This window comes from Mesorhizobium sp. M0771 (assembly GCF_040320155.1).
In the GTDB taxonomy this organism is placed as follows: Bacteria; Pseudomonadota; Alphaproteobacteria; order Rhizobiales; family Rhizobiaceae; genus Mesorhizobium.
The window spans coordinates 123,208-148,818 of the sequence record NZ_JAMYPC010000004.1; the positions used below are offsets into that span (position 1 = coordinate 123,208).

Annotated in this window: 20 protein-coding genes; 5 read left to right on the top strand and 15 right to left on the bottom strand. The window is 64.5% G+C overall.

The window, feature by feature from the left end; all coding sequences use genetic code 11:
- Positions 1-24 precede the first annotated feature (24 nt).
- The gene (locus NKI05_RS07940) at positions 25-1,350 is read left to right on the top strand and encodes a bifunctional folylpolyglutamate synthase/dihydrofolate synthase (protein ID WP_352792295.1); all 1,326 of its coding nucleotides are present in this window, start codon (positions 25-27) and stop codon (positions 1,348-1,350) included.
- A gap of 27 nt (positions 1,351-1,377) precedes the next feature.
- Positions 1,378-1,797, top strand: coding sequence for a VOC family protein (locus NKI05_RS07945; protein ID WP_023687435.1), 420 nt, complete (start codon positions 1,378-1,380; stop codon positions 1,795-1,797).
- 438 nt (positions 1,798-2,235) lie between these two features.
- On the opposite strand, the gene NKI05_RS07950 is transcribed toward NKI05_RS07945, so the two are convergent.
- From NKI05_RS07950 to NKI05_RS08010, 13 genes are all read right to left on the bottom strand, one after another.
- Positions 2,236-2,517 (bottom strand): cupin domain-containing protein, encoded by a 282-nt coding sequence (locus NKI05_RS07950; protein WP_023681396.1) that lies wholly within the window; start codon positions 2,515-2,517, stop codon positions 2,236-2,238.
- 190 nt (positions 2,518-2,707) lie between these two features.
- Positions 2,708-3,031 carry a thioredoxin gene (trxA, locus tag NKI05_RS07955; protein WP_023672297.1) on the bottom strand — a complete coding sequence of 108 codons (324 nt, stop codon included), beginning with the start codon at positions 3,029-3,031 and terminating at the stop codon, positions 2,708-2,710.
- 73 nt (positions 3,032-3,104) lie between these two features.
- Positions 3,105-6,623 (bottom strand): double-strand break repair helicase AddA, encoded by a 3,519-nt coding sequence (addA, locus tag NKI05_RS07960; RefSeq protein ID WP_023834605.1) that lies wholly within the window; start codon positions 6,621-6,623, stop codon positions 3,105-3,107.
- Positions 6,620-9,757, bottom strand: coding sequence for a double-strand break repair protein AddB (gene addB / locus NKI05_RS07965; protein ID WP_352792296.1), 3,138 nt, complete (start codon positions 9,755-9,757; stop codon positions 6,620-6,622). The genes addA and addB overlap by 4 nt, the downstream gene beginning before the upstream one ends.
- Positions 9,754-10,458: a nucleotidyltransferase family protein gene (locus NKI05_RS07970; protein ID WP_031205056.1), complete on the bottom strand. Its 705-nt coding sequence runs from the start codon at positions 10,456-10,458 to the stop codon at positions 9,754-9,756. The genes addB and NKI05_RS07970 overlap by 4 nt, the downstream gene beginning before the upstream one ends.
- Before the next feature lie 14 nt (positions 10,459-10,472).
- Positions 10,473-11,984, bottom strand: a complete 1,512-nt coding sequence (gene tsaE, locus NKI05_RS07975; protein WP_023814510.1) for a tRNA (adenosine(37)-N6)-threonylcarbamoyltransferase complex ATPase subunit type 1 TsaE — start codon at positions 11,982-11,984, stop codon at positions 10,473-10,475.
- A gap of 8 nt (positions 11,985-11,992) precedes the next feature.
- The gene (locus NKI05_RS07980; RefSeq protein WP_023814509.1) at positions 11,993-14,557 is read right to left on the bottom strand and encodes a sensor histidine kinase; all 2,565 of its coding nucleotides are present in this window, start codon (positions 14,555-14,557) and stop codon (positions 11,993-11,995) included.
- 309 nt (positions 14,558-14,866) lie between these two features.
- Positions 14,867-16,267: an adenosylhomocysteinase gene (gene ahcY / locus NKI05_RS07985; RefSeq protein ID WP_023814508.1), complete on the bottom strand. Its 1,401-nt coding sequence runs from the start codon at positions 16,265-16,267 to the stop codon at positions 14,867-14,869.
- A gap of 207 nt (positions 16,268-16,474) precedes the next feature.
- Complete coding sequence (locus NKI05_RS07990; protein WP_023672303.1) at positions 16,475-16,765, bottom strand: HPr family phosphocarrier protein; 291 nt, start codon at positions 16,763-16,765, stop codon at positions 16,475-16,477.
- On the bottom strand, positions 16,762-17,163 hold the full coding sequence (locus NKI05_RS07995; RefSeq protein WP_023672304.1) for a PTS sugar transporter subunit IIA: 402 nt from the start codon (positions 17,161-17,163) through the stop codon (positions 16,762-16,764). The genes NKI05_RS07990 and NKI05_RS07995 overlap by 4 nt, the downstream gene beginning before the upstream one ends.
- A gap of 164 nt (positions 17,164-17,327) precedes the next feature.
- Positions 17,328-17,789: an HPr kinase/phosphorylase gene (locus NKI05_RS08000; protein WP_023814507.1), complete on the bottom strand. Its 462-nt coding sequence runs from the start codon at positions 17,787-17,789 to the stop codon at positions 17,328-17,330.
- Between the two features lie 12 nt (positions 17,790-17,801).
- Positions 17,802-19,583 carry a sensor histidine kinase gene (locus NKI05_RS08005; protein ID WP_023672307.1) on the bottom strand — a complete coding sequence of 594 codons (1,782 nt, stop codon included), beginning with the start codon at positions 19,581-19,583 and terminating at the stop codon, positions 17,802-17,804.
- Between the two features lie 85 nt (positions 19,584-19,668).
- Positions 19,669-20,370 carry a response regulator transcription factor gene (locus tag NKI05_RS08010; protein WP_010912942.1) on the bottom strand — a complete coding sequence of 234 codons (702 nt, stop codon included), beginning with the start codon at positions 20,368-20,370 and terminating at the stop codon, positions 19,669-19,671.
- Between the two features lie 346 nt (positions 20,371-20,716).
- Between NKI05_RS08010 and NKI05_RS08015 the strand changes: the two genes are divergently transcribed.
- The 3 genes from NKI05_RS08015 (at position 20,717) to NKI05_RS08025 (ending at position 23,628) form a co-directional block, all read left to right on the top strand.
- On the top strand, positions 20,717-22,327 hold the full coding sequence (locus NKI05_RS08015; RefSeq protein WP_023695997.1) for a phosphoenolpyruvate carboxykinase: 1,611 nt from the start codon (positions 20,717-20,719) through the stop codon (positions 22,325-22,327).
- An 86-nt stretch (positions 22,328-22,413) separates the two neighbouring features.
- Positions 22,414-22,848, top strand: a complete 435-nt coding sequence (arfB, locus tag NKI05_RS08020; RefSeq protein WP_023672309.1) for an alternative ribosome rescue aminoacyl-tRNA hydrolase ArfB — start codon at positions 22,414-22,416, stop codon at positions 22,846-22,848.
- A 147-nt stretch (positions 22,849-22,995) separates the two neighbouring features.
- Positions 22,996-23,628 (top strand): alpha-ketoglutarate-dependent dioxygenase AlkB family protein, encoded by a 633-nt coding sequence (locus tag NKI05_RS08025; RefSeq protein ID WP_023814506.1) that lies wholly within the window; start codon positions 22,996-22,998, stop codon positions 23,626-23,628.
- Here NKI05_RS08025 and NKI05_RS08030 read toward each other — a convergent pair.
- Together NKI05_RS08030 and NKI05_RS08035 are read right to left on the bottom strand one after the other, a co-directional pair.
- The gene (locus NKI05_RS08030; protein ID WP_023814505.1) at positions 23,591-25,165 is read right to left on the bottom strand and encodes a hypothetical protein; all 1,575 of its coding nucleotides are present in this window, start codon (positions 25,163-25,165) and stop codon (positions 23,591-23,593) included. The genes NKI05_RS08025 and NKI05_RS08030 overlap by 38 nt on opposite strands.
- On the bottom strand, positions 25,162-25,611 hold the full coding sequence (locus NKI05_RS08035; RefSeq protein ID WP_050588575.1) for a GtrA family protein: 450 nt from the start codon (positions 25,609-25,611) through the stop codon (positions 25,162-25,164). The genes NKI05_RS08030 and NKI05_RS08035 overlap by 4 nt, the downstream gene beginning before the upstream one ends.

The window sequence follows — 25,611 nt, forward strand, 5'->3', positions numbered from 1 at the left end:
TGCGCGCATGCGTAGGATTCGCTCATGACAACGCTTGCCGCAGATCGTGAAATCGAAGCCCTGATGGCGCTGCATCCGAAAGGCTTCGACCTTTCGCTCGACCGCATCACAAGGCTGCTCGAACGCCTCGGCAATCCGCAGGAGCGGCTGCCGCCGGTCATCCATATCGCCGGCACCAACGGTAAGGGCTCGTGCGCGGCCTTTTCGCGCGCGCTGCTCGAAGCCGGCGGCCACCTTGTCCATGTCCACACTTCGCCGCATCTGGTGAACTGGGCCGAGCGCTACCGACTGGCGGCCGAGGGCGGCGGCCGGCTGGTCGACGACGAGACCTTCGCCGAGGCCATCGCCCGCGTCGCCCGGGCCAATCAAGGCCAGAAGATCACCGTCTTCGAAATCCTAACCGCCGTCACCTTCATCCTGTTTTCCGAACATCCGGCTGCCGCCGCCATCATCGAGGTCGGCCTTGGCGGCCGCTTCGACGCCACCAATGTCGTTGCCCGGCCGGCGGTGTCGGTGATCATGCCGGTGTCGATGGATCACGAAGCCTATCTCGGCGACCGGGTCGAACTGATCGCCGCCGAAAAGGCCGGCATCATGAAGCGCGGCTGCCCGGTGGTCATCGGCGCGCAGGAGAGCGAGACGGCGCTGCAAGTGCTGATCGAAACCGCCGAGCGGCTGGATTGCCCGACCTTCGTCTACGGCCAGGATTTTCTCGCCTTCGAGGAAAACGGCCGCATGGTCTATCAGGATGAGGACGGGCTGATGGACCTGCCGCCACCGCGCCTGCCCGGGCGCCACCAGTTCGCCAATGCGGCGGCGGCGATTGCCGCGGTCAAGGCCGCCGGCTTCGAGATCAGCCATCGCGCCGCTGAAAAGGCGATGGCAAAAGTCGCATGGCCGGGCCGCATGCAGAAATTGGCACAGGGCCGGCTGGCGGACCTCGCTCCCAAGGGCGCCGACATCTGGCTCGATGGCGGTCACAATCCGGGCGCCGGCGTGGTGGTGGCGGAAGCCTTGGCCGAGCAGGAGGAAAAGAACCCGCGGCCGCTGTTTTTGATTGCCGGCATGATCAACACCAAGGACCAGAGCGGCTATTTCCGCGCCTTCAAGGGCCTGGTCCGCCATGTCTACACCGTGCCGGTGAGCATGAGCGACGCCGGTGTGCCGAATGACGAACTGGCGATCCGGGCGACCGAGGCCGGCCTCACCGCCGAGCCGGTCAGCTCCGTCGCCAGCGCGCTGATGCTGCTGCGCGACACCTGGGACGGCCCGGCGCCGCGCATCCTGATCGGTGGTTCGCTGTATCTCGCCGGTGCGGTGCTGACCGAAAACGGCACGCCACCGACCTGAATCCACACTTTCGCGAGGGAGCCGGTGATGATCAAGGTGAAGCAACTCGCCCATGTCTGCATCTTCGCGCATGATCTGGAAGCGACGCGGGCCTTCTACCGCGACGTGCTCGGCCTCGACACGCAGTTCAACTTCCTGCGCGACGGAAAGGTGTTCGGCTTCTACCTCAATTGCGGCGATCGCAGCCATGTCGAGGTGTTCCAGAAGGACGGCACCAGCCATAGCGAGCTCAACCAGATCAACCATTTCTGCCTTGAGGTGGAAAACATCGATGCGGCGATCGCCCACATCAAGTCGAAAGGCATTGATATCACGGCCAAGAAGCATGCCTGCGACGACACGTTTCAGGCCTGGATCCGCGACCCCAACGGCGTGAAGATCGAGCTGTTCGAATACACCGCAAAAAGCGCGCAATTCACCGGCGGGGATCGCATCGCCGACTGGTAGTATTTTGGCCCGGGGAATCTATCGGGCGGTTGCCCCTCGGGCAGAAGCCCCGATATGCTTGGCGAAGCATGGAGGCAAGCTCGAATGGTTGTGAAGTGTCTTGTTACCGTCGACAACGACCCGCCGGAGGAGCTGATATTTGAATATGCTCCGCGGGTCGGCGATCATGTGATGTTACCGGGAGCCATCGAGCCACCGCACCCAATTGTTCGAGTGGCCCACAGACCGACGCGCCCCAATGATGCATCCGGCCAGCCCAGTGTCGCGTATTTCGTAAGCCGAGAGACGTTTCTCTATCGTGTGTATACGGGCGCTATAGAGGGATATGGGCAGGTCCTGAAGCCCGCGACCGGACGGAAGCCCGGCAAGCCTAGGCAGGCCAAAAAAACCGTGGCTCAAACTAAATAGACATCGGCGGCCGCGGCACCAGTCTGAGGCCTATTTCAGCTCGATCTCGATGAAGGCGTATTCGCCGTCATTGGCGCTGATGACGTCGTGCTCGACGCCTTCCTTGCGGAAGTAGGGCGCGCCCTTCTTCATTTCAGCAAAACTCTCGCCGTCCTTGGTCACCAGCTTCACCTTGCCGTCCATCAGCGGCACCACGACGTAGTCATGGCCATGCCGGTGCCAGCCGGTGTTGTCGCCGGGCTGGAAGCGGTATTCGGTGACGATGACGCGCTCATTGTCGATGAAGACGGTGGCCTTGGCGGATCCGGTCATTCTGTTTCTCCCTGTCCTGCCTCAAGCAGATGACATGGAGTGCGCCGATGCGAGGGCCAGAGGCGGCCGGGCGATGACGCCAAAGAAAAAGCCCGGCGCGAGGGCCGGGCTTCGATCTCGGGAACTAATGCAGGTCGCCCAAAAGTGGTCCCGGTTTTGGGAGGACGACATGCATCAAAACAAAGCCAGATCAGGCGAGGCTGCCATTGATCCAGTGCGACAGCGCGGTCTTCGGCGCGGCGCCGACCTTCATGTCGGCGACTTCGCCGCCCTTGAAGATCATCAGCGTCGGGATCGAGCGCACGCCGAACTGGGCGGCAAGCTCGGGGTTCTCGTCGATGTTCAGCTTGGCGATCTTGATCTTGTCGCCGAGTTCGTTGGCGATCTCTTCCAGCGACGGACCGATCATCTTGCAGGGGCCGCACCATTCGGCCCAGAAATCCACGACGACGGGCTGCGAGGCGTTGAGCACATCGGCCTGGAAATTGCTCTTGTCGACCTTGACGGTGGCCATACGAAAATCCTTTCGAAATTTATCTCGCACCAAATGTGGTGGTTGAGCAGCCCTTCTTCAAGCAGAACTTGTGTCACGCTCCCGTGAGTCGGGCAAGGGCGTCATCCATCGCCTGCGCCGGCAGTTCGATCAGCCTCGGCGCCTCGGTAAACAGCAGCGCCGCCGTCACTGCGCGGCCGGGGTAAAGCGGCTTGAGCAGCGCGCGGTAGAGCGCCAGCTGCAGTATATAGGCCGGCGGCACCTGGGCCAGGCCTGCGGGCGCCGGCCGGTTGGTCTTGTAGTCGACGATCGATACGCGCCCGGGCGTCACCGCCAGCCGGTCGATCTTGCCGGAGATCGAGCGCAGCCTGCCCTTGACCTCGATACTGCCCATGACGGCCACTTCGGCGCGGGACGAGGGCGAAAACAGCCCGGCAAAACGCGAATCTCTGAGGATCGCCATCACCGAAGCCAGCGCCTTGTTGCGCTCGGCCTCCGGCCAGTCGGCGCCGGCTCGAATGAGATACTGCGCCGCCGCGCCTTGCCGTTCGTCTTCGGCAAAACCGGGCAGCATCTGCAGCAGCTTGTGCAGCGCCAGCCCGCGCATCACCGCAAAGCCCGGCTCCGCCTCGCTGTCCAGCACCGGCGAGCGGGTATCGACAACAGCTTCCTTGGCCTCGTCGATCAGCGCCGCCGCGCCGGAAGGCGACAGCGGGCGCGGCAGCTCCTCATAAGGCGGCAAGGGCCGGAACAAGCCCACCGGCAGCGGCGGCACCTGTTGCGGCAGCCGCGACTCGTCGGCTGCCGCTTGCGCCACCGGCGGAAGCTTGGTCATGACGAAACGGTGCACCGGCTCGCTGCTGGCGGGGTGGCGGCGCTCCGTGCTTTCCGGCGCGGCAAGCAGCGCGCGGCTGACAATCGAATGCCAGGTGCCGGTGCTGGGCTGACGCTTGCCGTGATAGCCGCAGACGATCAGCCGGTCCTCGGCGCGCGTCATGCCGACATAGAGCAGCCGCCGGTATTCGTCGTCGGCAAGCTCCCGCGCCCTGGCCGAGGCTGCCTTTGAGAAGCCGTTGGCGACATCGGCGGCTGAGCGCCAGAGATAGCCCTTGCCGTCGAAATTGCGGCCCGAAGCGTCGAACGGCATGAGCCGCGGCAGATGCTGGTCGCTGAACGGCGCCGAACCGCCATCGACCAGGAAGACAACAGGCGCTTCCAGGCCCTTGGCGGCATGCACGGTCATGACGCGGACCTCGTCGCGCAACTGGTCCATCTCGCGCTTGATCTCCGGACCGGTGTTCTCCAGCGTCGCCAGAAAGGCTTCCAGCCCCGGCAGTCCGGTGCGTTCCTCGGCCAGGCAGAAACTCAGGAATTCGTCGAGGATGTCGCCGGCTTCCGGTCCAAGCCGGGCGATCATCTTCTTGCGCAGGCCGTCGCGCGCCAGCACCCCGGCGTAGAATTCGAACACCGGCCGGAACGCCGCCTCGTTGGCCCAGCCGTCGAGCCGGGCAACGACATCGGTCAGCGCGGTATTGTCGCCAGCATGCTGGCGTAGTGAGGCGATCAGCGATGTTCCGGCTGGCCGTCCGGCGCCAAGCGTAAAAAGCGTCTCCTCCGACACGTCGAAAACCGGGCTGCGCAGCACGGCGGCGAGCGACAGGTCATCCTGCGGCTGGATGAGGAAATGGCCGAGTGCGATCAGGTCCTTGACCGCGATGTGGCCGGGCAGGCTCAGCCGGTCGGCGCCGGCAACGGGAATATCGCGGTCCTTCAGCGCGCGCGACAGCGCATGGACGAAGCGGTCGCGCTTGCGCACCAGCACAAGAATGTCGCCGGCCCTCAGCCTGCGTCCCTTGCCCTCGATGATCTCGCGGTCCTTGAGCCAGGTCTGGATGGTCGCAGCCACATGCTCGGCCACCCGCACAGCCGGCGCGCTGGCATGATTGACCGGCAACGTCCAGTCGTCGGGCTCCTCGACGGCGTCAGCGCCGAGCGACGGCCAGACCTCGACATAGCCAGGCGCGTCGTTGCGGATCGCCTTGTGGCCGAGCGGATCGGGGTCATGGCTGATGCCGCGCCGCACGCCCGGATCGGCAAAGACGCGGTCGACGGCGGCAAGCACGTCGTCGGTCGACCGGAACGACCAGGTCAATTTCAGGTCGGCAAACGAAGCATTGGCGGCGTTCACGCGTCCGGAAAACAAGAGCCGGCTGTCGGCAAAGGAATCCGGTGCGGCACCTTGAAAGGAATAGATCGACTGCTTTTCGTCGCCGACGGCGAACACCGTGCGATTGGCCGTGCCGCGCTGGCCGTGGCCGGCAAAGAACTCCTCCGCCAGCCGCTTTACCACCTCCCATTGGTCCGGGCTGGTGTCCTGCGCCTCGTCGAGCAGGATATGGTCGATACCCTGGTCGAGCTTGTACTGCACCCAGGGGCCGGCATCGGGCCGCGCCAGAAGGTTGACGGTGCGGGTGATGAGGTCGTTGAAGTCGAGGAAGCCGCGGCCGCGTTTCAGCCGCTCGTACCGCACGATCAGCCAGTCGGCGATGGTCAGCGCCGCGACCGTGCCTTCCAGCATCCGGAACAGCGCCAGCCGGTCGGAGACCTCTGTTATCGCCTCGACGGCCGCCACATAGCGCTCGGGAAGGTCGGGCAGCCGGCCGAGCAGCGCCTTCTTGAACGCCTTTGAGGGATCATAGGGATCGCCATCGGCCTTGAGAAAGGCTTTGCCGAGCATCTGCAGCCGGCGGGTCGGGTCCGTCTCGGCAAAGGCCAACCGGGCATAGGGCAAGAGATTGTTGAGCACGGTGCGGGCGTCGGCGGCCTCGGCGGCACTGGCGAACACTGCAAAGAAGTCCGGCAGGAAACCCGGCAGCGGCCATACCGATGCCGCTATGTCTTCGGCGCTCCGCCCGGGGCGAAAATGGAATTCGTCGAACAGGGCCTGAAAGCCGCCGCCGTCGCGCCGGACCGCATCGATGAAGCCGCGCAGCCCGTCGCGCTTGCGCACGATTTCGGCGAGCAGCGCATCGAGCCCGTGTTCTCCGCCGCGCTCCAGCACGGTGGCAAAGGCCTCGGCCAGTCCGGCGTCTCCGGCTGACGTGCCCGAAATCATGTCGCGGCGGGCGCCAGCAAACAGCGAGGCCTCCATCTGCGGATCGAGCATTTCGAAATGCGCCGGGATGTTGGCCTCCAGCGGAAACTGGTGCAGCACCGATTCGCAGAAGGCGTGGATGGTCTGGATCTTCAGCCCGCCCGGCGTTTCCAGCGCTTCGGCAAACAGCCGGCGCGCCCGCCGCATCGTGTCGCGGTCGGGTCGGCGGCCGTCCACCGCCTCAATCTTTGTGGCAAGCTCGGCATCGCCGAGCGCCGTCCATTCCGACAGGGTCGAGAACACGCGGTTCGACATGTTGGCGGCGGCCGCCCGCGTATAGGTCAGGCACAGGATCTTCGACGGATCGGTGCCGTTGAGCAACAGCCGGATGACGCGCTGGGCCAGCACATGCGTCTTGCCGGATCCGGCATTGGCCGACACCCAGGCCGAGTTCTTCGGGTCGGAAGCGCGCGTCTGGCTGGCGGCGGTTTCGCCGGGAATGGGATAGGCTTTCTTCATGCCTCCCCCGCCTCGTCATCGCTGTCGCCGCCGGCCGACCATTCGAGCACGCGCGCCAGGTGGTCGTAGTCGCCATCGCTCTCGCCTTCGCGAAACGGCAGCGCCCGCGACAGATAGCCGGTCGCCGGATCGGCATAGTGAATGAGCAGTTTTTCCAGCCGCGCCCAGGCCTCTTCGGCGAGGTCTTCTGCGGTCCGGGGCTGGCGGTTGTAGTCGAGGATGGATTCCTCGAACACTTCGCCATTCGGCTTCAGCCGCACGAATGCAAGCTGCGAGGGTTCGCGCGCGCCAAGCCCCTTGAAGGCGCCGCGCCGGAGCAGCGCCCCTTCGAGCGCCAGCTGTGGCGCCAGCAGCGTGTGCGCCTGCGCCTTGGACGGCGAGGAGCCGGTCTTGTAATCGAGAATGTCGGCCATGCCACCGGCCAAAAGGTCGACGCGGTCGGCATAGCCGGACAGCGTCACACCGGTACGGCCGACAGCCGTCTTTTCGGCGCGCTCCTCGGCATGCCGCCGGGCGACGGCAGGGGCGCGGCCGCGCTCCCATTCGATGATGTTGGCGGCGAGCTTTTCGAAGCGCGGCCACCACACCGCCTCGACATCGGCGGGTAGGGCAATGTCGGCGAAGCAGGTCCGGCCGGCAGCGATGAGGCGTTCCAGAGCTTCGGGCGCGCGGGGATCCGCCACCTCTGTCGAGAACAGATGCAGGATGTCATGAAACAGCGTGCCGCGCTCGGCCGCACCGGGATCGCGGATCACCGGCTCGAGCGGCAGAAGGCTCAGAATACGCTTGGCATAGACCGCATAGGGGTCGCGGCGCAGCGTCTCGATCTCGGTCACCGAGAAGTGGGTGGGCCGCATGCTCAGCGGCGGTTTCGGCTGCGGTCGCGGCGCGAAATGCTGCCGCTCGCCGGCATCGAGCGCGCGCGCCCAGGCAAGCAATTCGTCGCCGCGCCCGCGCAATGCGGCCGCCGGATCCTTGCCGATGAAGGTGAGGATGCGCTGCAGCCAGCGCGACGGCACCGCCGGTGCGTCGCCGGCTCGGGCGGAGCGCGTCAGCACCACCTTTTTCGCCCCCATCGCCATCTGGAAGTCGTGGGCGGCAAGGCCGATACGGCGCTCCGGCGGCTCGAGATCGATGCCGGTCTTCATCAACCGCGACATGAAGCGATCGCTTTCCGGCTTGCGTGGCCACACGCCCTCGTTCAGCCCGCCAATGACCAGCGTGTCGACATTCTGCAGCCGCGCTTCCAGCGCCCCCCAAATGGCGATGTTGCGGTCGGTGCCTTGCCCGGGCTTGACCGTTTCCGGTGCTACCAGCGCGTCCATCACATCAGGCCATTCGTCGGCCGGGAAGTCGAACGAGGCCGAGGCCGCGACCACACCGCGCAGCAGCTCGGCGAGTTTCTCGCCGGCGTCGCCGGCATAAAATTCAGCCAGGCTGCGCTCCGCCGTGCGGCCGAGATTTTCCAGCGCGGCGACGCTCGCTCTGGTCAACGCGACAAGATCGGCATTCTCTTCACCGCGAAAGGCGGTCAGCGGCGCCAGTGCCGTCACAAGCCGGCTCAGCATATCGCGGGCATCGTCGATGCCGCGCACGCTCAGGCGCGAAAACCAGAAGGGCTGGCGCTTGTCCCCGCTCAGCCCGGCGAGACGCTCCTCGAACAGTGCTGGCAAGGCGGCGATGTCGGGGCGTCCGGTGCCGCCGCGCAGCGCCACGAGTTCGATGAGCTCGGCGGCATGGCGCACGCCGGTGCGCTCAAGTCCGAGCCCGAGCAGCGGATGCTTGAGCAGCGACAAAAGGCCGACGGGATCGCCGGGCCGGAATACCGCTTGAAGTGTGAGCCGCAGCAGGCTGGCGGCAGGCGTGTTGGCGAGCGGCGTGCCGCCGGAATCGTCAGCGATCACACCGAAGCGCAACAGCTCGGCCGAGACGCGCCGCGCCAGCCCGCGGTCGCCGGTAACGAGCGCTGCCCTGTGCCCCGGCTGTTCCACGGCGGTTTTCAGCGCGATGGCGATCGCCGCCGCCTCGTCGCGTTCGCTGGCGGCTTCGACTAGCGTCACATCGGCGAAGGCCTCGGCGATATCCAGGGCGTTGAAGCGTATGCGGGTCTCGGCCCATAGTTCCGTGGTCTCGGCCGGACGCAGCGCCTCGCCGACAAGGGCCGCGCGGAGCACCAGTGCGGGCTCGGCGGCGACCACTTCCTCGACATCGCCACGCAGCACGCCAACCTTGCCGATCAGCTTGGCCATGCCGTATTGTGGGTGGCCGAGCAGTGCCGGCCGCGCACCGGGCGCCGCAATCGCGGCAAAAGACGGTTCGTCCAGCATCCCATCGAGCCCGGGCAGCACCACGGCGCCGTTAGGCAGGCTGGCGACCGTGGCAAGCAGTTCAGCCGTGGCCGGAATAGAGCCCGTCGAGCCGGCGGCGATCACCGGGCCTTTGGGCGGGTTGCGTTCCAGCCGCTTCGCCTCGCGCCGGATCAGCGCATTGCGGTGCGCGGCCGGGTTGGAGCGGTCGCGCTCCTCCAGCAATTTCGGCCAGGCCTCGGTGACGATACGGAGGAAATCGAGCGTCACCAGCCACCAACCGGCAAGATTGCCGGTGACCAGATCGGCAAGCCTGGTCCAGTCCGTGCCTTCGGTTTCGATCTCGTCCATCAGCCGGGCGAGGTCACGCGCTAGCCAGGTCGCATCGGCGGCGGAGGCCGGCACGACGATCTCTTCGTTGAACATATCAAGGACATGCGCCGGCAAGGTGCGCTTCCAGGCCCGCACCAGCGGCGCCAGTAGCAGCAGGCGTTCGATGGCTGCGATCGGCGGCGCCATTTCAAGCTCGGTCGGCGTGCCGGCGTCGAAGGCGGCTTCGTCCTCGTCGAACTCTCCGAGCGGGCGGATGACCGGCAGGATCGCCGAACGGCGGCTCCCCCCCGGTCCCGAAAGCGCGTCGACAAAAGCGCCGCGCAGCGCACGGGCCGCGCGCCGTGTCGGCACATAGATGGTGACATCAGCCAGCGCCAGCGGATCGCCGTCGAACCGGAAGCCGGGCACCAGCCGTCCGGCCAGCAAGGCCTCGGCCAGAGTCGGCAGGAATGGCGCTCCGGGCGGGATCGAAAGAACGCGGCGCGCGCCGCTCATACCACCTTCGCGAGAGCTTCGGCGGCGGCCGCTTCCGCCTGCGGAATGGCGTCGGGAGTGCCGACGGTGATCCAGCTTCCGCGCATCTGCATGCCGAACAGACGGCCAGAGGCGATTGCCTTGTCGAAATGGGTGTTGAGCGAATGCGCCCCGGCCGGCGCATCCCTGAAGATGGCGGGATTGACGATTGCCGCTCCGGCATAGATCAACCCGGCCGGATCGCCTTTCGAGCGCCGCAGGCCGCCATCCGGCGCCATCAGGAAATCCGTGCCGACACCGTGTCCGGTGGCCGAGTCGAGATCGGTAAGCATCAGCAGAATATCCATTTTCGCGCCGTCCCATGCAAGGGCAAGGCGCTCGAGGCTGGGCTGGCCGCTGTCGATCCAGAACGTATCGGCGTTGATGATGTAGAAGGGGTCGCTGCCCAGCAGCGGCAATGCCTTGACGATGCCACCCGCCGAATTCAGCAGTGCGTCGCGCTCGTCGGAAATGACGATTTTCGGCGCCTGCCTGTTGGCGACATGGTCCACGATCTGGTCCGGCAGATAATGCACGTTGACGATGGCTTTCTCGACGCCGGCCGCTTCGAGACTGTCCAGCCCCCAGTCGAGCAAGGTCCTGCCGGCGATCCGCACCAGCGGCTTCGGCATGGTGTCCGTGATCGGCCGCATGCGCTTGCCCAGACCCGCCGCCAGCACCATCGCTGTGGTCAAGGTCACGGGAGCCGTTCCTCCAGCAGGCCATGTGCCATGTAAAACTCCTTCAGCTGAGCCAGCGCCGGGTGCGCCAGCGCCCGCCTGAGATAATCGCGGATGCGCGGCAGGTGTCGGAGATAATAGGGCTTGCCGTCGCGCTTTTCGAGCCGCACGAAAATGCCGAGGATCTTCGAATTGCGCTGCGCCGCCATGATCGCATAGGCCGCGCGGAAGGCGTCTTCATCGAAGCCGCCGGCGGCGTGGCGCGCAGCGACATAGGCGTCCACGGTCCGCTGCTCGATATCGGGCGAAACGGTGACGCGGGCATCCATGGCCAGCGAGGCAACGTCATAGGCCCCAGGACCCATCAGCGCGTCCTGGACATCGACGATGCCCAGCCGGTCGTGGCCTTTGCGGTCACCGCGCCAGATGATGTTGGGCGAATGGAAGTCGCGCAGCATCAGCGTGTATTCCTGTGTGTCCAGCCGATCGAGAACCGCGTTCCATTCCCTGTGATAGCCGGCGCGTAAAGCCTCGCTTGCCGGGCTGCCGGTGACCATCGGCACATACCAATCGACCAAGAGATCGGCTTCGATCAGCATGGCGTCGCGATCGAAGGGCGGCACCTCGTGGAAGACGCCTGGGACGGCTTCCATGCGCTGCAGCCAGGTCTTGCCATGCATCATGGCCAGCAATTCGGCTGCTGCCGTGTAGCGCTCGGCCGCCGGCTCACCATTGCCGTCGAGAAAACCTTCCGAGCCCAGATGCTCCAGCAGCAGAAACCCTTGCTCGAGATCCTCGGCATGGATTTTTGGGACACTGACACCTTGCGCCAGCAGCGCCTTGTCGATGGCGACGAAGGCGGTGACCGACTGCGCGGTGTGGGCGATCACGGCATAGGGCTTGCCGTCGCGCACCGGCGGCCCCAGCACCAGCCGCGGCGAATTCATCAGCACGCGCGGCGCAAGGCCGGCGCGCGAGACGATCTCATAGGAGCGCGCCGAGGCGTCGCCGACGAAATGGCGCCGCGCGGCGTCGCCCCAACCGGCCGTATTGAGGAAATCGCGCATCGCCAGCGATCGCGCCACGCGTTCGAAGGCAACGCCTTGGCCCGATAGTTTCGCCAGGCGGCCTTCGCCCTGATGGACGAGTTCGATCCAGATCGACGTCCTGGGCAGAGCGGCCTCCGCCCGTTCCGGCCACTCGACAAGGGTAGCGCCCTGCAGCAGCGCCTCGTCGAAACCCAGTTCGTCCATCTCGCCGGCCGAGGACAGGCGATAGAGATCGAAATGGTGCACGGGGATGCGCGTGTCGTAGCTTTGCACCAAGGTGAAGGTAGGGCTCGGCACATCGAGGCCGGCATCGTCGGCCAGCGCCCTGATCAGGGCCCGCGCCAGCGTCGACTTGCCGGCGCCGAGATCGCCCTTGAGCGCCAGCACGTCGCCCGGCCGCAGCGCCATGGCCAGGTCCTCGCCGAGCCTTGCGGTCGCAGCCTCGTCGGCGAGAAAACGCTCCAGCACAACAACAGTCATCGAGCGCGCTACTCGGCCGCGGCGCGGATGCCCGACGGTGCATCGGGGAAGGTGCAGATGACGGTGGTGCCCTTGTCCTTGCCGGTTTCGATGCGCACGCTGCCGCCGTGCAGCTCGACAAAGCTCTTGACGATCGACAGGCCTAAGCCCGCACCGCGCCGGCGCCCGCCATTGGTGCGCGGCTCGAAGCGGCGGAACACCGAATCGAGCAGGTCCGGCGGCATGCCGGGGCCGTTGTCATGGACGGAGAATTCCACACCTTGCTCCAAATGCCGGCAGGCAAGCGTGATAGTGCTCGCCTCCGGCGCGTAATTGGCGGCGTTGCTGAGCAGATTGTAGAGGATCTGGCGAACCCGGGTCTCGTCGCCGTGAAAACTCTTCGGCGCCGCAGCGGCGTCGATCCGGAGCTTGATCGAATGCTCTTGCAGCCGGTCGGCGACCAGTTCGGCCGCGGCCTCGATGGTGCGCTCGACGCTTACTTCCGAAATGTCGAGCTGCATGATGCCGGCGTCGACGGTGGCGAGGTCGAGTATGTCGTTGACGATGGTGAGCAGCACCGAGGATGACGAGCCGACATGCTCGACATATTCGCGCTGCTTTGGGCTGAGCGGCCCGGTCGCCGGCAGCGACAGAAGCTCGGTGAAGCCGATGATGTTGGTCAGCGGCGAGCGCAGCTCGTAGGAGACATGCTGCACGAACTCGTTCTTCAGCTGGTCGGATTTCTGCAGCGCTTCGTTCTTGTCCTTCAGCGCGCGCTCGACATTGACGCTGTCGGTGACGTCCACAAAGGTCATCATCACCTGGCCGTTGGGCAGCGGGATGACGGCGTAGCTGAGCACTGTGCCGTTCTTCAGTTCGGTCTGGCCATGGCGGTCGCGGCGCTCGTCGTCGAAACCGGTGATGGCGGCGACGAACCCGCCCCACGGGCTGTCGACGGCGCGCTGGTCGCTGAGATCGCGGATCGCCGAGACATGGACGTTGGGCTTGATCACATCCTGGCTCAGTCCCCACAGCGCGACAAAGGCCGGGTTCGACAGGCGCAGCCGCCCGTCGGGACCGAACACGGCGACGCCTTCGGCCAGATTGTCGAGCGTTTCGCCCTGGACCCGCACCGCCGTCTGGTAGCGGCTTTCGAGGTCCATCTTCTCGGTCAGGTTCTCAAACACCCAGGTCACGCCGCCCTTCGGCTGGGGGTTGGCGACCACGCGGATGGTCTTGCCGTCGGGCAAATGCCACCAATGCTCTTGCGATTCCACCGCGCGGTAGGCGCCAAGCAGGCCTTCTTTCCAACGCCGCCATTCCGGCTGCTCGGCGATCTTGCCTTCGCTGCGCAGCCGGTCGAGCAGCAGCGCATTGTCGGGCGCGCTGTGCAGGAAGCCCGGGTCCAGCCCCCACAGTTTCTGGAACGCCTGGTTGAAGAAGCGCAACTTCTCGTTGGCATCGAAGATCGCCACCGCCGTGTTGAGCTGGTCGAGCGTGTCGGCATGGCTGCGCACCGTGCGCTCATATTCGCCGCGAATGGTTTCGGTGGCGCTGGTGTCGCAGGCAAGACCGGCCGAGCCGTCGGCACCGGCGAAGTCGGTGACGGCGAACACCCGGCGGTCGCCCTCGATCACCGTCGACAGCGTCTGTTCGAAGATCGGGCGCGATTTGTGCTGCGCGGCGATCTGTTCGCGCGCCTGGGCGCCGAGGAATTCCTTGGCTTCGCGCACCGCGGTCTCGGCGTTCGGTGCCTCGACCGCTCCGGCATAGGCACGGTTGACCCATTTCAGCCGCCCGTCGGTGGCGCGCAGCCAGGCCGGCATCGGCAAGGCGTCGAGCAGGCCGATCATGGTCTCGTAGTCGGCGGCCAGCCGCTGGTTCTCGATCTTCAGCCTGGCTTGGCTCCTCTGAGTTTCCGACAGCGAGACGAAGCGCACCAGCACATGCGCGGCGCTCTTGCGGCCATGCACTTCAAGCGGCGCCCCGGCCTGCGATTCGATCACGAGATCAAAGGGTTTCGCTTTCTCGCGCAGACCAGCGACGGCATTTTCGAGCGCCGCCGCCGAGCGCGGCATCAGCCAGCGGCCGAAGGCGAGGAAGGCTGCACGGTCGTCCGGCGCACCGCTTTCCAGCGGCAGCGTGCCGATCAGCTCCGGCTTCTTGTTCTCCGACGCCCAGACGATGACGCGCTGGTCACGCAGATTGAGCAGCGCCTCGGAGCGCTGCAGCGCCGCATTGATGTCGGCAATGCGGGCTCTGAGTTCGACATTCTGCGCCGAGGTGCGGGCTCTTTCGCGGATCAGGAAGATGGCCGAGACCAGTGCCGCGCCCATGACGCCGACGAACATGGCGAGCTGGATGACTTCGACCGCGCTGACCGACAGTCCGGCCTTCTGCGCAATGGCCGGCTCGGCATGGGCTGCAAACGAGGTGAGATGGCCGGCAAGAGCTGAGGTGGCAAGAAAGCCGGCGGTGCGGGCGCCGACGCGCCTCTTCAGGCCACCGCCTGTCGTGACGGAGCCAGTGCTATCGGAATCGTCATGGCCGCCGGAAACGGCCGATCCCGCGCGAGGCGGGTTTTCCCCCGGCATGTCTTGGTCCTCTTCGCCGCCTGAATGCAAGACCGCCCAGATCAGGATCACGTTTGGTAGAAACGCCCTTCTGACCTAACTCTCTCTTGAAGAGCATGATCTTTTCCGAAAACCGCTTCCCACTTTTCGCTGACGCGGTCCTTCGGTTCGAATCATGCTCTCGATGCGTACGCCGGCCCTCGTCCCCGGCCCACGAATCAGCACAATAGCGCGTGCTGGAATCGGCGTGAAGAATCATCCGCGCAAAAAAGAAGCCGGGCGAAAAGTCAATCGCCCGGCTTCAATATCTAGTGATAAATGCCGCTTCTGTTAATAGCGGTAGTGTTCCGGCTTGAACGGACCCTGCGGGGTCACGCCGATATAGGCGGCCTGTTCGCCGGACAGTTCGGTCAGGCGGGCTCCGAGCTTGTCGAGATGCAGACGCGCCACCTTCTCGTCGAGGTGCTTGGGCAGCACATAGACCTGGTTCTGGTACTGGCCGGGCTTGGTGTAGAGTTCGATCTGCGCCAGCACCTGATTGGTGAACGAGGCCGACATCACGAAGCTCGGATGACCGGTCGCGTTGCCGAGGTTGAGCAGGCGCCCCTCGGACAGCAGGATCATCCGCTTGCCGTCCGGGAAGGTTATCATGTCGACCTGCGGCTTGACGTTGGTCCATTGCAGGTTGCGCAGCGACGCGACCTGGATCTCATTGTCGAAGTGGCCGATATTGCCGACGATCACCATGTCCTTCATCGAGCGCATGTGGTCGAGGGTGACGACATCCTTGTTGCCGGTGGTGGTGATGACGATGTCGGCGGTCGGTGCGGCATCTTCCAGCGTGACGACTTCAAAGCCGTCCATCGCCGCCTGCAGCGCGCAGATCGGATCGACTTCCGTGACCTTGACGCGGGCGCCGGCGCCCTTGAGCGAAGCCGACGAGCCCTTGCCGACGTCGCCATAGCCGCAGACGACCGCAACCTTGCCGGCCATCATGGTGTCGGTGCCGCGGCGGATGCCGTCGACCAGCGATTCCTTGCAGCCATATTTGTTGTCGAACTTCGACTTGGTGACCGAGTCGTTGACGTTGATCGCCGGGAACGGCAGCAGACCCTTCTTCTGCAGCTGGTATAGCCGGTTGACACCCGTGGTCGTCTCTTCGGTGACGCCGCGAATGGCTTCCTTCTGCTTGGTGAAGAAGCCGGGCGAGGCCTTCAGGCGCTTCTTGACCTGGGCGTAGAAGTATTCCTCTTCCTCGCTCTGCGGGTTGGACAGCACGTCCTCGCCGGCTTCGGCGCGGGCGCCGATCAGTATGTACATGGTGGCGTCGCCGCCATCGTCGAGGATCATGTTGGAGAGGCCGCCATCGGCCCACTGGAAGATCCTGTCGGTATAGTCCCAGTACTTCTCGAGCGACTCGCCCTTGACGGCGAACACCGGGATACCGGCCTCGGCGATGGCCGCGGCCGCATGGTCCTGGGTCGAGAAGATGTTGCACGAGGCCCAGCGGATATCGGCGCCAAGCGCCTTCAGCGTCTCGATCAGCACCGCCGTCTGGATGGTCATGTGCAGCGAGCCGGTGATGCGCGCACCTTTCAACGGCTTCTTGTCGCCGAATTCTTCGCGGCAGGCCATCAGGCCCGGCATTTCGGTTTCGGCGATATCGAGTTCCTTGCGGCCCCAGCCGGCAAGCGAGATGTCGGCAACCACATAGTCCTTGCTACCTGTCATGGCAGTGCTCCGGTGCGATTTGTCTTCAGAATGCGCCTGCGCCACACGGCGCGTCGAAGGGCGCGGAATGCCGGCCTGACTAGCAGATCGCCGCCAAGACGACAATGGGATATAAAGAAATCTTTATGCGCGCATGTGTTTGCGGAGCATGATCCCGAAAAGTGGAAGCCGGTTTCGGACAAGATCATGCTCAAACAAAAAAGAGCTTCAGCACTCTTCGCCGAAGCGCGAGGCGACCAGCTGCTCCAGCGCGTCCATCGCCGCTGCGGCTTCAGCGCCGCTGGCTGTGACGCGGATCGAATAACCGGGGCTCGCCGCCAGCATCATCAGCCCCATGATCGAGGTGCCGCCGACCTTGAGACCATCCTTCTCGACATGGACGGTGGCGTCGAAGCCGCTGGCGACCTGGACGAACTTCGCCGAGGCGCGCGCATGCAGGCCGCGCTGGTTGACGATCGGGAACTCGCGCACGATCTCACCGGGCGACAGCGCGTTCATTTGCTGCTCAGCAGCTGACTTGCGACGTTGATGTATTTGCGCCCCGCGGCCTGCGCCTCGTCGAGCGCGGTCGCCATGTTGTCGCCCTTGCGGATCGACGACAGCTTGATCAGCATCGGCAGGTTCATGCCGGCGATGACCTCGGTGCGACCGGATTCCATCACCGAAATGGCGAGGTTGGAAGGCGTGCCGCCGAACATATCGGTCAGAACGATGACGCCGGTCCCGGTGTCGACGCGGCCGACGGCGTCGACGATATCGCGCCGACGCTGCTCCATATCGTCGTCGGCGCCGATTGCCACGGTTTCGAAATTGTCTTGTGGCCCCACGACATGTTCCACGGCATGGCGGAACTCGGCGGCCAGTTGACCGTGCGTTACAAGCACGAGTCCGATCATTCTATGGTGGCTCCCGTCATCGCCGCTTCACAGGCGCTTTTTATGCTCGCCGGCCATCCCAGGCGGCGGGAGCGCTATCTTGTCGACGCGCGGCGCGTTGACAAGCCCAAAATTGCGTCGGCCATGGCCAATTTGACGCATTGCAGCAAAAAACCGGCGGCGGATCATACGAAAGGCGCAATCGCCAGCCGCGCCATTACCGCCGGCAAAGCCGCAGTGACGTTGCGCTGAACGAGGTCGATGCGCGGCACCACACAGTCGGCAATGGTCGCGCTCGACTCTTCCTGGAAACGCGCGATCGCGTCTGCGGAAACCATCCGGATTGCCAGGTCGATGACCCCCACAGGTTGGAACAAAAGCGGCTTCGGACCAAGCCCGGGCACCTCTGCGAGGCCGGCAATGCTGGCGGGCGCATGGCAGACCAGCCGCCCGAAACGCGCCGCGACAAACAGCTGGTCGTCGCCGATCAGCCGCGCAAACAGCCCGAGCCGGCTGAAATGGTCGATGAGCGCCAGCGCCAGCGTTGTCTTGCCCGAGCCGGACGGCCCGGTGATCAGGACGCCCCGCTCGCCAATCAGGACTGCGGTGGCATGGATGTTCTCGGGTTCCGCGGTGGGATCGGGCATGCGCAGCCGCGATCAGCCTTCGGCCGGCAGCGTAACGACGAAGCGCGCGCCCTTGATGTCGCCGGGCTTGGTGCCGGGGATGTTCTCGGCGGTCAGCGTGCCGCCATGGGCTTCGACGATCTGCCTGGATATCGACAGGCCAAGCCCCGAATTCTGGCCGAACGCCTCGCCGGCCGGGCGGTCGGTGTAGAAGCGCTCGAAGATGCGGTCGATGGCGTCGGCGCGGATTCCGGGGCCGTTGTCGTCGACGGTGACGATGTTGACCTTGCCGGAGCGTGCCAGGGAAATGGCGATATGGCCGTGGTCCTCCGGCACGAAGGAGCGGGCATTCTCGATCAGATTGGTGATGACCTGGCCGATCCTCAGATCATGGCCGGTGACGAAATAGCCTTTGACGCCTTGCGGCAGCTTGGCGGCCTTGAATTCGATCTCGACAGCCTTTTTGTTGCGCGTCGCTTCGCGCGACACGGCGACGAGATCGGTGATGAATTTCTTCAAATCGACCGTGGCGGCATCCTCACGCGCCAGTTCGGCGTCTAGGCGCGAGGCATCGGAAATGTCGGTGATCAGCCGGTCGAGACGCCGGACATCGTGCTGGATGATCTCCATCAGCCTGCCGCGTGAATTGTCGTTCTTGGCCAGCGGCAAGGTCTCCACCGCGCTGCGCAGCGACGTCAGCGGGTTCTTCAGTTCGTGCGAGACATCGGCGGCGAAGCTTTCGATCGCCTCGATGCGGGCATAGAGCGCATTGGTCATATCGCGCACCGCGACCGACAAATTGCCGATCTCGTCCTGGCGGTCGGAAAAGTCGGGGATCTCCTCGCGGCTCTTGACGCCGCGCCGCACCCGCACTGCCGCCGCCGATAGCCGGCGCAGCGGATTGGCGATGGTGGATGCGAGCAGCATCGACAGGATGGCGGTGACCAGGGCGGCGATGCCGAACACGCGCAAAATAGCCTTGCGTTCGGCGGCGACGATCTTGTCGATGTCGCCGCCTTCCGTCGACAGCATCAGCACGCCGAGAACGGCACGGAAGCGCTGGATCGGCACCGCCACCGAAACGATCTGCTCGCCCTGTTCGCTCACCCGCACGATCGTCGATGGACTGCCGGTCAGCGCCTTGACCACTTCCGGGAAGGCCGCACCGTTGCCGCCCGGCTGCTCATGGTAGACGGGCAGGTCCTTGTTGCGGAAGAAGTCGAAGACGAATTTCTGCACGCGCTCCAGCATATCCGGCTGCTCGTCCTCGACCGGCGGCAGGTCGTAGCGCAGGATTTGGCCGCGCGAATAGAGATGGCGCGAATCGAGCAGCAGATTGGCGTCGCGGTCATAGATGCGGGCCCGGGTGCGCGTCGGCGAAATCAGCCGCCGCAGCACCGGCGCGACGCGCTCGGGATTGATCGGGAAATCCAGATTGTCGAGCTGGTCGGAGCCCGGCCCCAGGCTTTCACCGGCCTGCAGTTCGAGCAGTTTTTCCGGATCGATGCTGATCGAATCGGTCTCGACCGTCGCCGACGCGGCAATGGCGCCGGCGATGATCTCGCCCTGCGTCATCAGGCTTTCGACGCGGGCGTCGATCAGCCCGTCGCGGAAGGTGTTGAGATAGAGGATGCCGGTGACCAGCACGGCGAGGCCGGCCAGGTTGAGGAACAGGATGCGCCGGGTCAGGCTGGAAAAGATGTGGTGGCCGAGGAAGCGGCGCATCGGCACCGTCAACCTCGACAGGAATGCGGGCAGAATCCGCGACCGCCTGACAGCGCTCGTTCGTCTGCTCCGCTGTACATCCACTGCCATCGAATAGCAGCTCCCGCCTAGTCTTTGGTTTTATGCATGTCGTCGTCCCAAAAACCGCGACCACTTTTGGGCGACATGCATCAACTCAAGCTTCGCGGAACCGGTATCCGACTCCGTAAAGGGTTTCGATCATTTCGAAGTCGTCATCGACGGCCTTGAACTTCTTGCGCAGCCGCTTGATGTGGCTATCGATGGTGCGGTCGTCGACATAGACCTGCTCATCATAGGCGGAATCCATCAGCGCATCACGGCTTTTTACCACGCCGGGGCGCTGCGCCAACGAGTGCAGGATGAGAAATTCGGTGACCGTCAGCGTCACCGGCTCGCCCTTCCAGGTGCAGGTATGGCGTTCCTGGTCCATGACGAGCTGGCCGCGTTCCAGCGAACGGGCCTGCTGGCTGGGCGCCTTTGCCGCAGCTTCCCGGGCGCTGGCGCGGCGCAGCACGGCGCGCACCCGCTCGACCAGCAGGCGCTGCGAGAACGGTTTGCGGATGAAATCGTCGGCGCCCATCTTGAGGCCGAAAAGCTCATCGATCTCATCGTCCTTCGAGGTCAGGAAGATCACCGGCAGGTCGGACTTCTGCCGCATCCGGCGCAACAGCTCCATGCCGTCCATGCGCGGCATCTTGATGTCGAGGATGGCGAGATTCGGCGGCCGCGCCGCCAGGCCTTCCAGCGCCGACGCACCATCCGTGTAGGTCTCGACGCGATACCCCTCGGACTCGAGGGCGATCGACACCGATGTCAGAATGTTGCGGTCGTCATCGACAAGCGCGATTGTTGCCATTTCAAGCGGCTCCCTCATGAGCTGTCCCTTCTGTCTTAGAGAAGGGGCTTTTGCAGGACAAATTAGGTACAAAATGTGGCACAGGCTCCACCCGCTGTCGCGGACGGCTTGCCGGCGGCCCCATCGGAACCTCTACACGGGTTGGACGAACACTGTGTTCCAATCCTTTGGGCAACCACCGTGATTTTTTGCACATATAAACGATTTAAACAACTTTCAAAATTTTTAAATCGATTAATGATTTGATATCATTCGAGTTTTCTGGTTCTCACCGTCTCAGCCCCTAACGCGGGCTCGCCGGAAACGCGCCGGCAAAGTGCGGCGAATCCAGAAGAAGGGACCCTTGATGTCGGAAGTCGGCAAACGCAATTCTGCTTGCGCGATCGATCGTATCGGCCTGAAAACCACCGGCACGGTGCATTATAATTTTGGTGCGGCCGCCCTTTATGAGGCAGCGATCCGTCGTGGCGAGGCCCGGTTGACCGCCGGCGGCGCGCTGCTCGCCGAGACCGGCCAGCACACTGGCCGCTCGCCCAAGGACAAGTTTGTCGTCCGCGATGGCGCCACCGAGCCCCATGTCTGGTGGGACAACAACAAGGCGATTTCGGCGGGCCAGTTCGAAATGCTGCTCGCCGATTTCCTTGTCCACGCCGCGAATAGCGATCTCTATGTGCAGGACCTCGTCGGCGGCGCCGATGCCGAGCTGAAGCTGCCGACGCGGGTCATCACCGAATTCGCCTGGCACTCGCTGTTCATCCGCAATCTTTTGATCCGCCCGCAGGCCGCCGAGCTTGAGGATTTCGTGCCGGAGATGACGATCATCGACCTGCCGTCTTTCCGCGCCGATCCGGCCCGCCACGGCAGCCGCACCGAAACGGTGATTGCGGTCGATCTCACCCGCAAGATCGTGCTCATCGGCGGCACTTCCTATGCCGGCGAGATGAAGAAATCGGTGTTCACCATGCTCAACTATCTGCTGCCGGAAAAGGGCGTCATGCCGATGCACTGCTCGGCCAATGAGGGCCCGGGCGGCGACGCAGCGATCTTCTTCGGGCTTTCCGGGACGGGCAAGACGACGCTGTCGGCCGATCCGTCACGTACGCTCATCGGCGACGACGAGCACGGCTGGGGACCGCACGGCATCTTCAACTTCGAAGGCGGCTGCTACGCCAAGACGATCCGGCTGTCGGCCGAGGCCGAGCCGGAGATTTTCGCCACCACGCAGCGTTTCGGCACGGTGCTGGAAAATGTCGTGCTCAACGCCGACCGCGTGCCGGACTTCAACGACGGCCGGCTCACCGAAAACACGCGCTGCGCCTATCCGCTGGATTTCATCCCCAATGCCTCGAAGAGCGGACGGGCCAGCCACCCGAAAAACATCATCATGCTGACCGCCGATGCCTTCGGCATCATGCCGCCGATCGCCCGGCTGACCCCGGCGCAGGCGATGTACCACTTCCTCTCCGGCTACACCGCCAAGGTGGCCGGCACCGAGAAGGGCGTTACCGAGCCGGAAGCGACGTTCTCGACCTGCTTCGGCGCCCCGTTCATGCCGCGCCACCCCAAGGAATACGGCAATCTGCTGCGCGAGCTGATCGCCCGCCACGGCGCCGATTGCTGGCTGGTCAACACCGGCTGGACCGGCGGCGCCTACGGCACCGGCAAGCGCATGCCAATCAAGGCGACGCGCGCCTTGCTGGCCGCAGCGCTTGACGGTTCGTTGAAGGCGTCCGGTTTCCGCACCGACGCCAATTTCGGCTTCGAGGTGCCGGTTGCTGTGCCTGGCGTCGACAGCGCCATTCTCGACCCGCGTTCGACCTGGGCCGACAAGGCAGCCTATGACCGGCAGGCAGCGCGATTGGTCGGCATGTTCGCCGTCAACTTCGAGAAATTCGAGAGCCATGTCGATGCCGTCGTGCTCGGCGCAGCACCCCGCCTGCAGGAAGCTGCGGAATAGTCGAGGCGTCTTCACCGAAGCATCCTTGAAAGGCGCGATCTCGATCGGGCCTTTTCTTTTTTGGTCCGCCGCGCCATGACTGCGGCATGCCTATCGACGACATCATCATATCAGACGAAGCCGTAATCCATCCAGGCGACCTGCACGAGGATTTCATCCGCTCGTCGGGTCCCGGCGGCCAGAACGTCAACAAGGTGGCGACCGCCGTCCAATTGCGCTTCGACGCCGCCAATGCGGCTGGCCTGTCCGAACGCGTGCGCGCGCGCACGATCAAGCTCGCCGGCCAGCGCGCCACTAAGGACGGCGTCATCGTCATCGAGGCCGGCCGCTTCCGCACCCAGGAGCAGAACCGGGCCGATGCCCGGGCAAGGCTGACGGCGCTGGTCGCCAAGGCCGCGGAACCGCCGCCGCCGCCGCGCAAGAAGACCAGGCCGTCGAAAGGCTCGGTGGAGCGGCGGCTGCAAAGCAAGGCAGGGCGCGGCACGATCAAAAAGCTGCGCGGCCGGGTAGAGAACGACTAAGGACCGCGCCGACTGCGTGCATAAAGCGGCCTCCCCTGCCGCAGCCGCAAGGTTTTACCATTGCCACAGAAAGGGAGGCCGGTGGCTTTCGGGTCGCCGTTTCTGATTGGCGGTGGCATGGTTTCAGTATCAACCGGAGGCGAAGTCATGCTCGTTCTGCCCAAAGGCGTCCGCCACATGCCTGGTTATCTGTCCCGCGCGGCGCAGGAAGCGCTGGTCGAAGAGGTGAGGACCATTGTACAGCGGGCGCCGCTGTACGTGCCGGCGATGCCGCGGACCGGCAAGGAGATGAGCGTGCGCATGACCAATTGCGGCACGCTCGGCTGGGTCACTGACAAGGAGTTGGGCTATCGCTACCAGCCAACGCACCCACTCACCGGAGAGCCATGGCCGTCGATCCCGGACGCGCTGCTGCAATTGTGGCGGGAGGTCGCCGCCTATCCGAATCCGCCGGAGGCCTGCCTGGTCAATTTCTATACGCAGGACGCCAAAATGGGTCTGCACCAGGATCGCGACGAAGCCGATTTCTCGGCCCCAGTGGTCTCGGTGTCACTTGGCGACGATTGCCTGTTCCGGGTCGGCCAAGTGACGGGCAGGGGGGCCACACGCGACGGCGGTACCAAATCGTTCCGCCTGAAAAGCGGCGACGTCGTCGTGCTCGGCGGCGAAGGCCGGCTCTGCTTCCACGGCGTCGACCGCATCTATCCGTCGACCTCGGCGCTGCTGAAAAAAGGCGGCCGGATCAATCTGACGCTGCGGCGGGTGACGGAGCCCGGCTAAAGTCGTCGCGAACAAGGACCCTCAACGTATCGTCCTCCGCGATCTGGCGATAGTGTTGCATGAAGCGGACGAAATCCTGCCGGCCGGAAAGCTCGGTCAGCCACAAGATGTCCTCCTTCTGCACAATGACCAGCGATGGCTGGTTGGTTTCGAGTTGGGCAAGCTTGTCATCGATGTAGCGATCGGTGATCCGCTTGTAGTGTTCGGCCCCCGCCTCGTTGCCGCTTTGCGCCTCGACCTTCGCGAAATAGGTAGCAAATCCCCCGAGCCAATCGCTGCAGTACGTCGAGATCCAGCTCCCGCCGACCATTCGCGTCAGCGGATGGCCCGCCGCAATGTCCGAACCTATGAGCGCGACCTTCGGATGGTCTACCGCGGCATTTATCGTCGCGACGAAATCGGCGCTGGGCTTCTGGCTGGGCCAGAAGGGGACAGCATTGGCCAAAATGGTGGCGGCAAGCAAAAGCATCCGCGCCAGCCCCATGCCCGATAGCGATTGCCTCGCCGGGTCAATCTGGATGGCTCTGAGTAGCAACGCCGCCGCTATCAGGCTGATCGCCGGGAATGCATGATAGGGCCAGCCCTTGGCCTGGTAGACGAGAGGCACGGTGGCGGCCAATGACGCCAGGACGAACACCACGATCATCGGCGACAGGGCGAGGCCCGGCCGAAGCGAGCGCAACATGTAGAGAGCGATGAGATAGGCTGGTGCATACTTGACCAACAGCGCTTGCACCACCCGCAGCCGCATATAGGTGTCGGTCAGCACCGGATAGATGGTGTTGAGGAACTCTGGATAAAAGTACAGCACGGCGACGAGATAGGCGACGCAGACCAAGCCGATTACCCAGTATTCGATGCGGAAGAGCGACCAGATCGACCGGCGCTGAAAGGCCACGTACAGCGCCGGAACCAGCACCATCAGCGCATAATAGGGTTTCACCAGCACCAGGACGCTGCCACAAAGGCCGGCCAATGCCGCTATCGACAAGCTCGGCGTGCGCCCTTCCGTCGGCGCGGCGCGCCAAGCCATTAACACCAGTAACGGCAGAAACAGGGCGATGCCCAGATGTTCCCGCTCGCTGAAAGCGTTGCCCGGAAGAATGATCAGCAGTGCCAGAAACAGCGGCAGCATCGAGAACAGCACATGGTTCTCGGCAAAGCCGGCCAATCTAGCGATCCGCGCGGCAATGCCGAGACCCAGCAGGCAGATCGTATAGGCATAGAGATGAATGACGACTTCCGGCGAAATGCCGAGAGCGTGCGCCAAGGCCACGGCCGGCATGAACATCCACGGCGTGAACGGCGGATTGACCTCGAAGAGATCCACATAGAGCCGTGAGCCGGCAAGCACCTTCTCGGACATGGTGATTGCCCAACTGGTGTCGGGTATGACGCCCCAGCGCATCTGCCAGGGCACGGCCGCCACCAGCACGAGCAGGCAGATGACCATGGTCGGTGGCAGCGTTCGCGAGCTGCCCTGGGCCGAAGTCAGGGCGGATCTCTCGATGAGCGAAGTGCGGATCTCCGTACTCATCGGGCCGCCACGAAGACGAATTTGCGCAGGATAATGAAGTTCAGGACCGGAACCAGGATGGAAGCGATTGCCACCGGCACCAGTGGCGGCAGTCCAGCTACGTCGGTAAGGATCATGGCCAGCCCGACCGAGAGCAGAAACCCGATCGCCGTGGCGCAGGCGAAGCGGACGATCTCGAAGCCAATCGAGCCGTCCGACATGAACGTCACGAAGCGATGCCCGCAATAGGAGAACACCGCGCCGGCGCCATAGCCAGCGACCGAGGCGATTGTCGCAGGCCTGCCAAAGCCATGCAGAGCCGAAAGGGCCAAGGTCAGCACGGCGTAGATCAGGGTCGATACGCCGCCGATTGTAGCAAACCGCAGGATTCGCGCCGGCTCCGAACGGCCCATGGCCCATGACCAGAACCGGTAGCCGGGCAAAGGATCGTTGACCGCCTGGCGCAC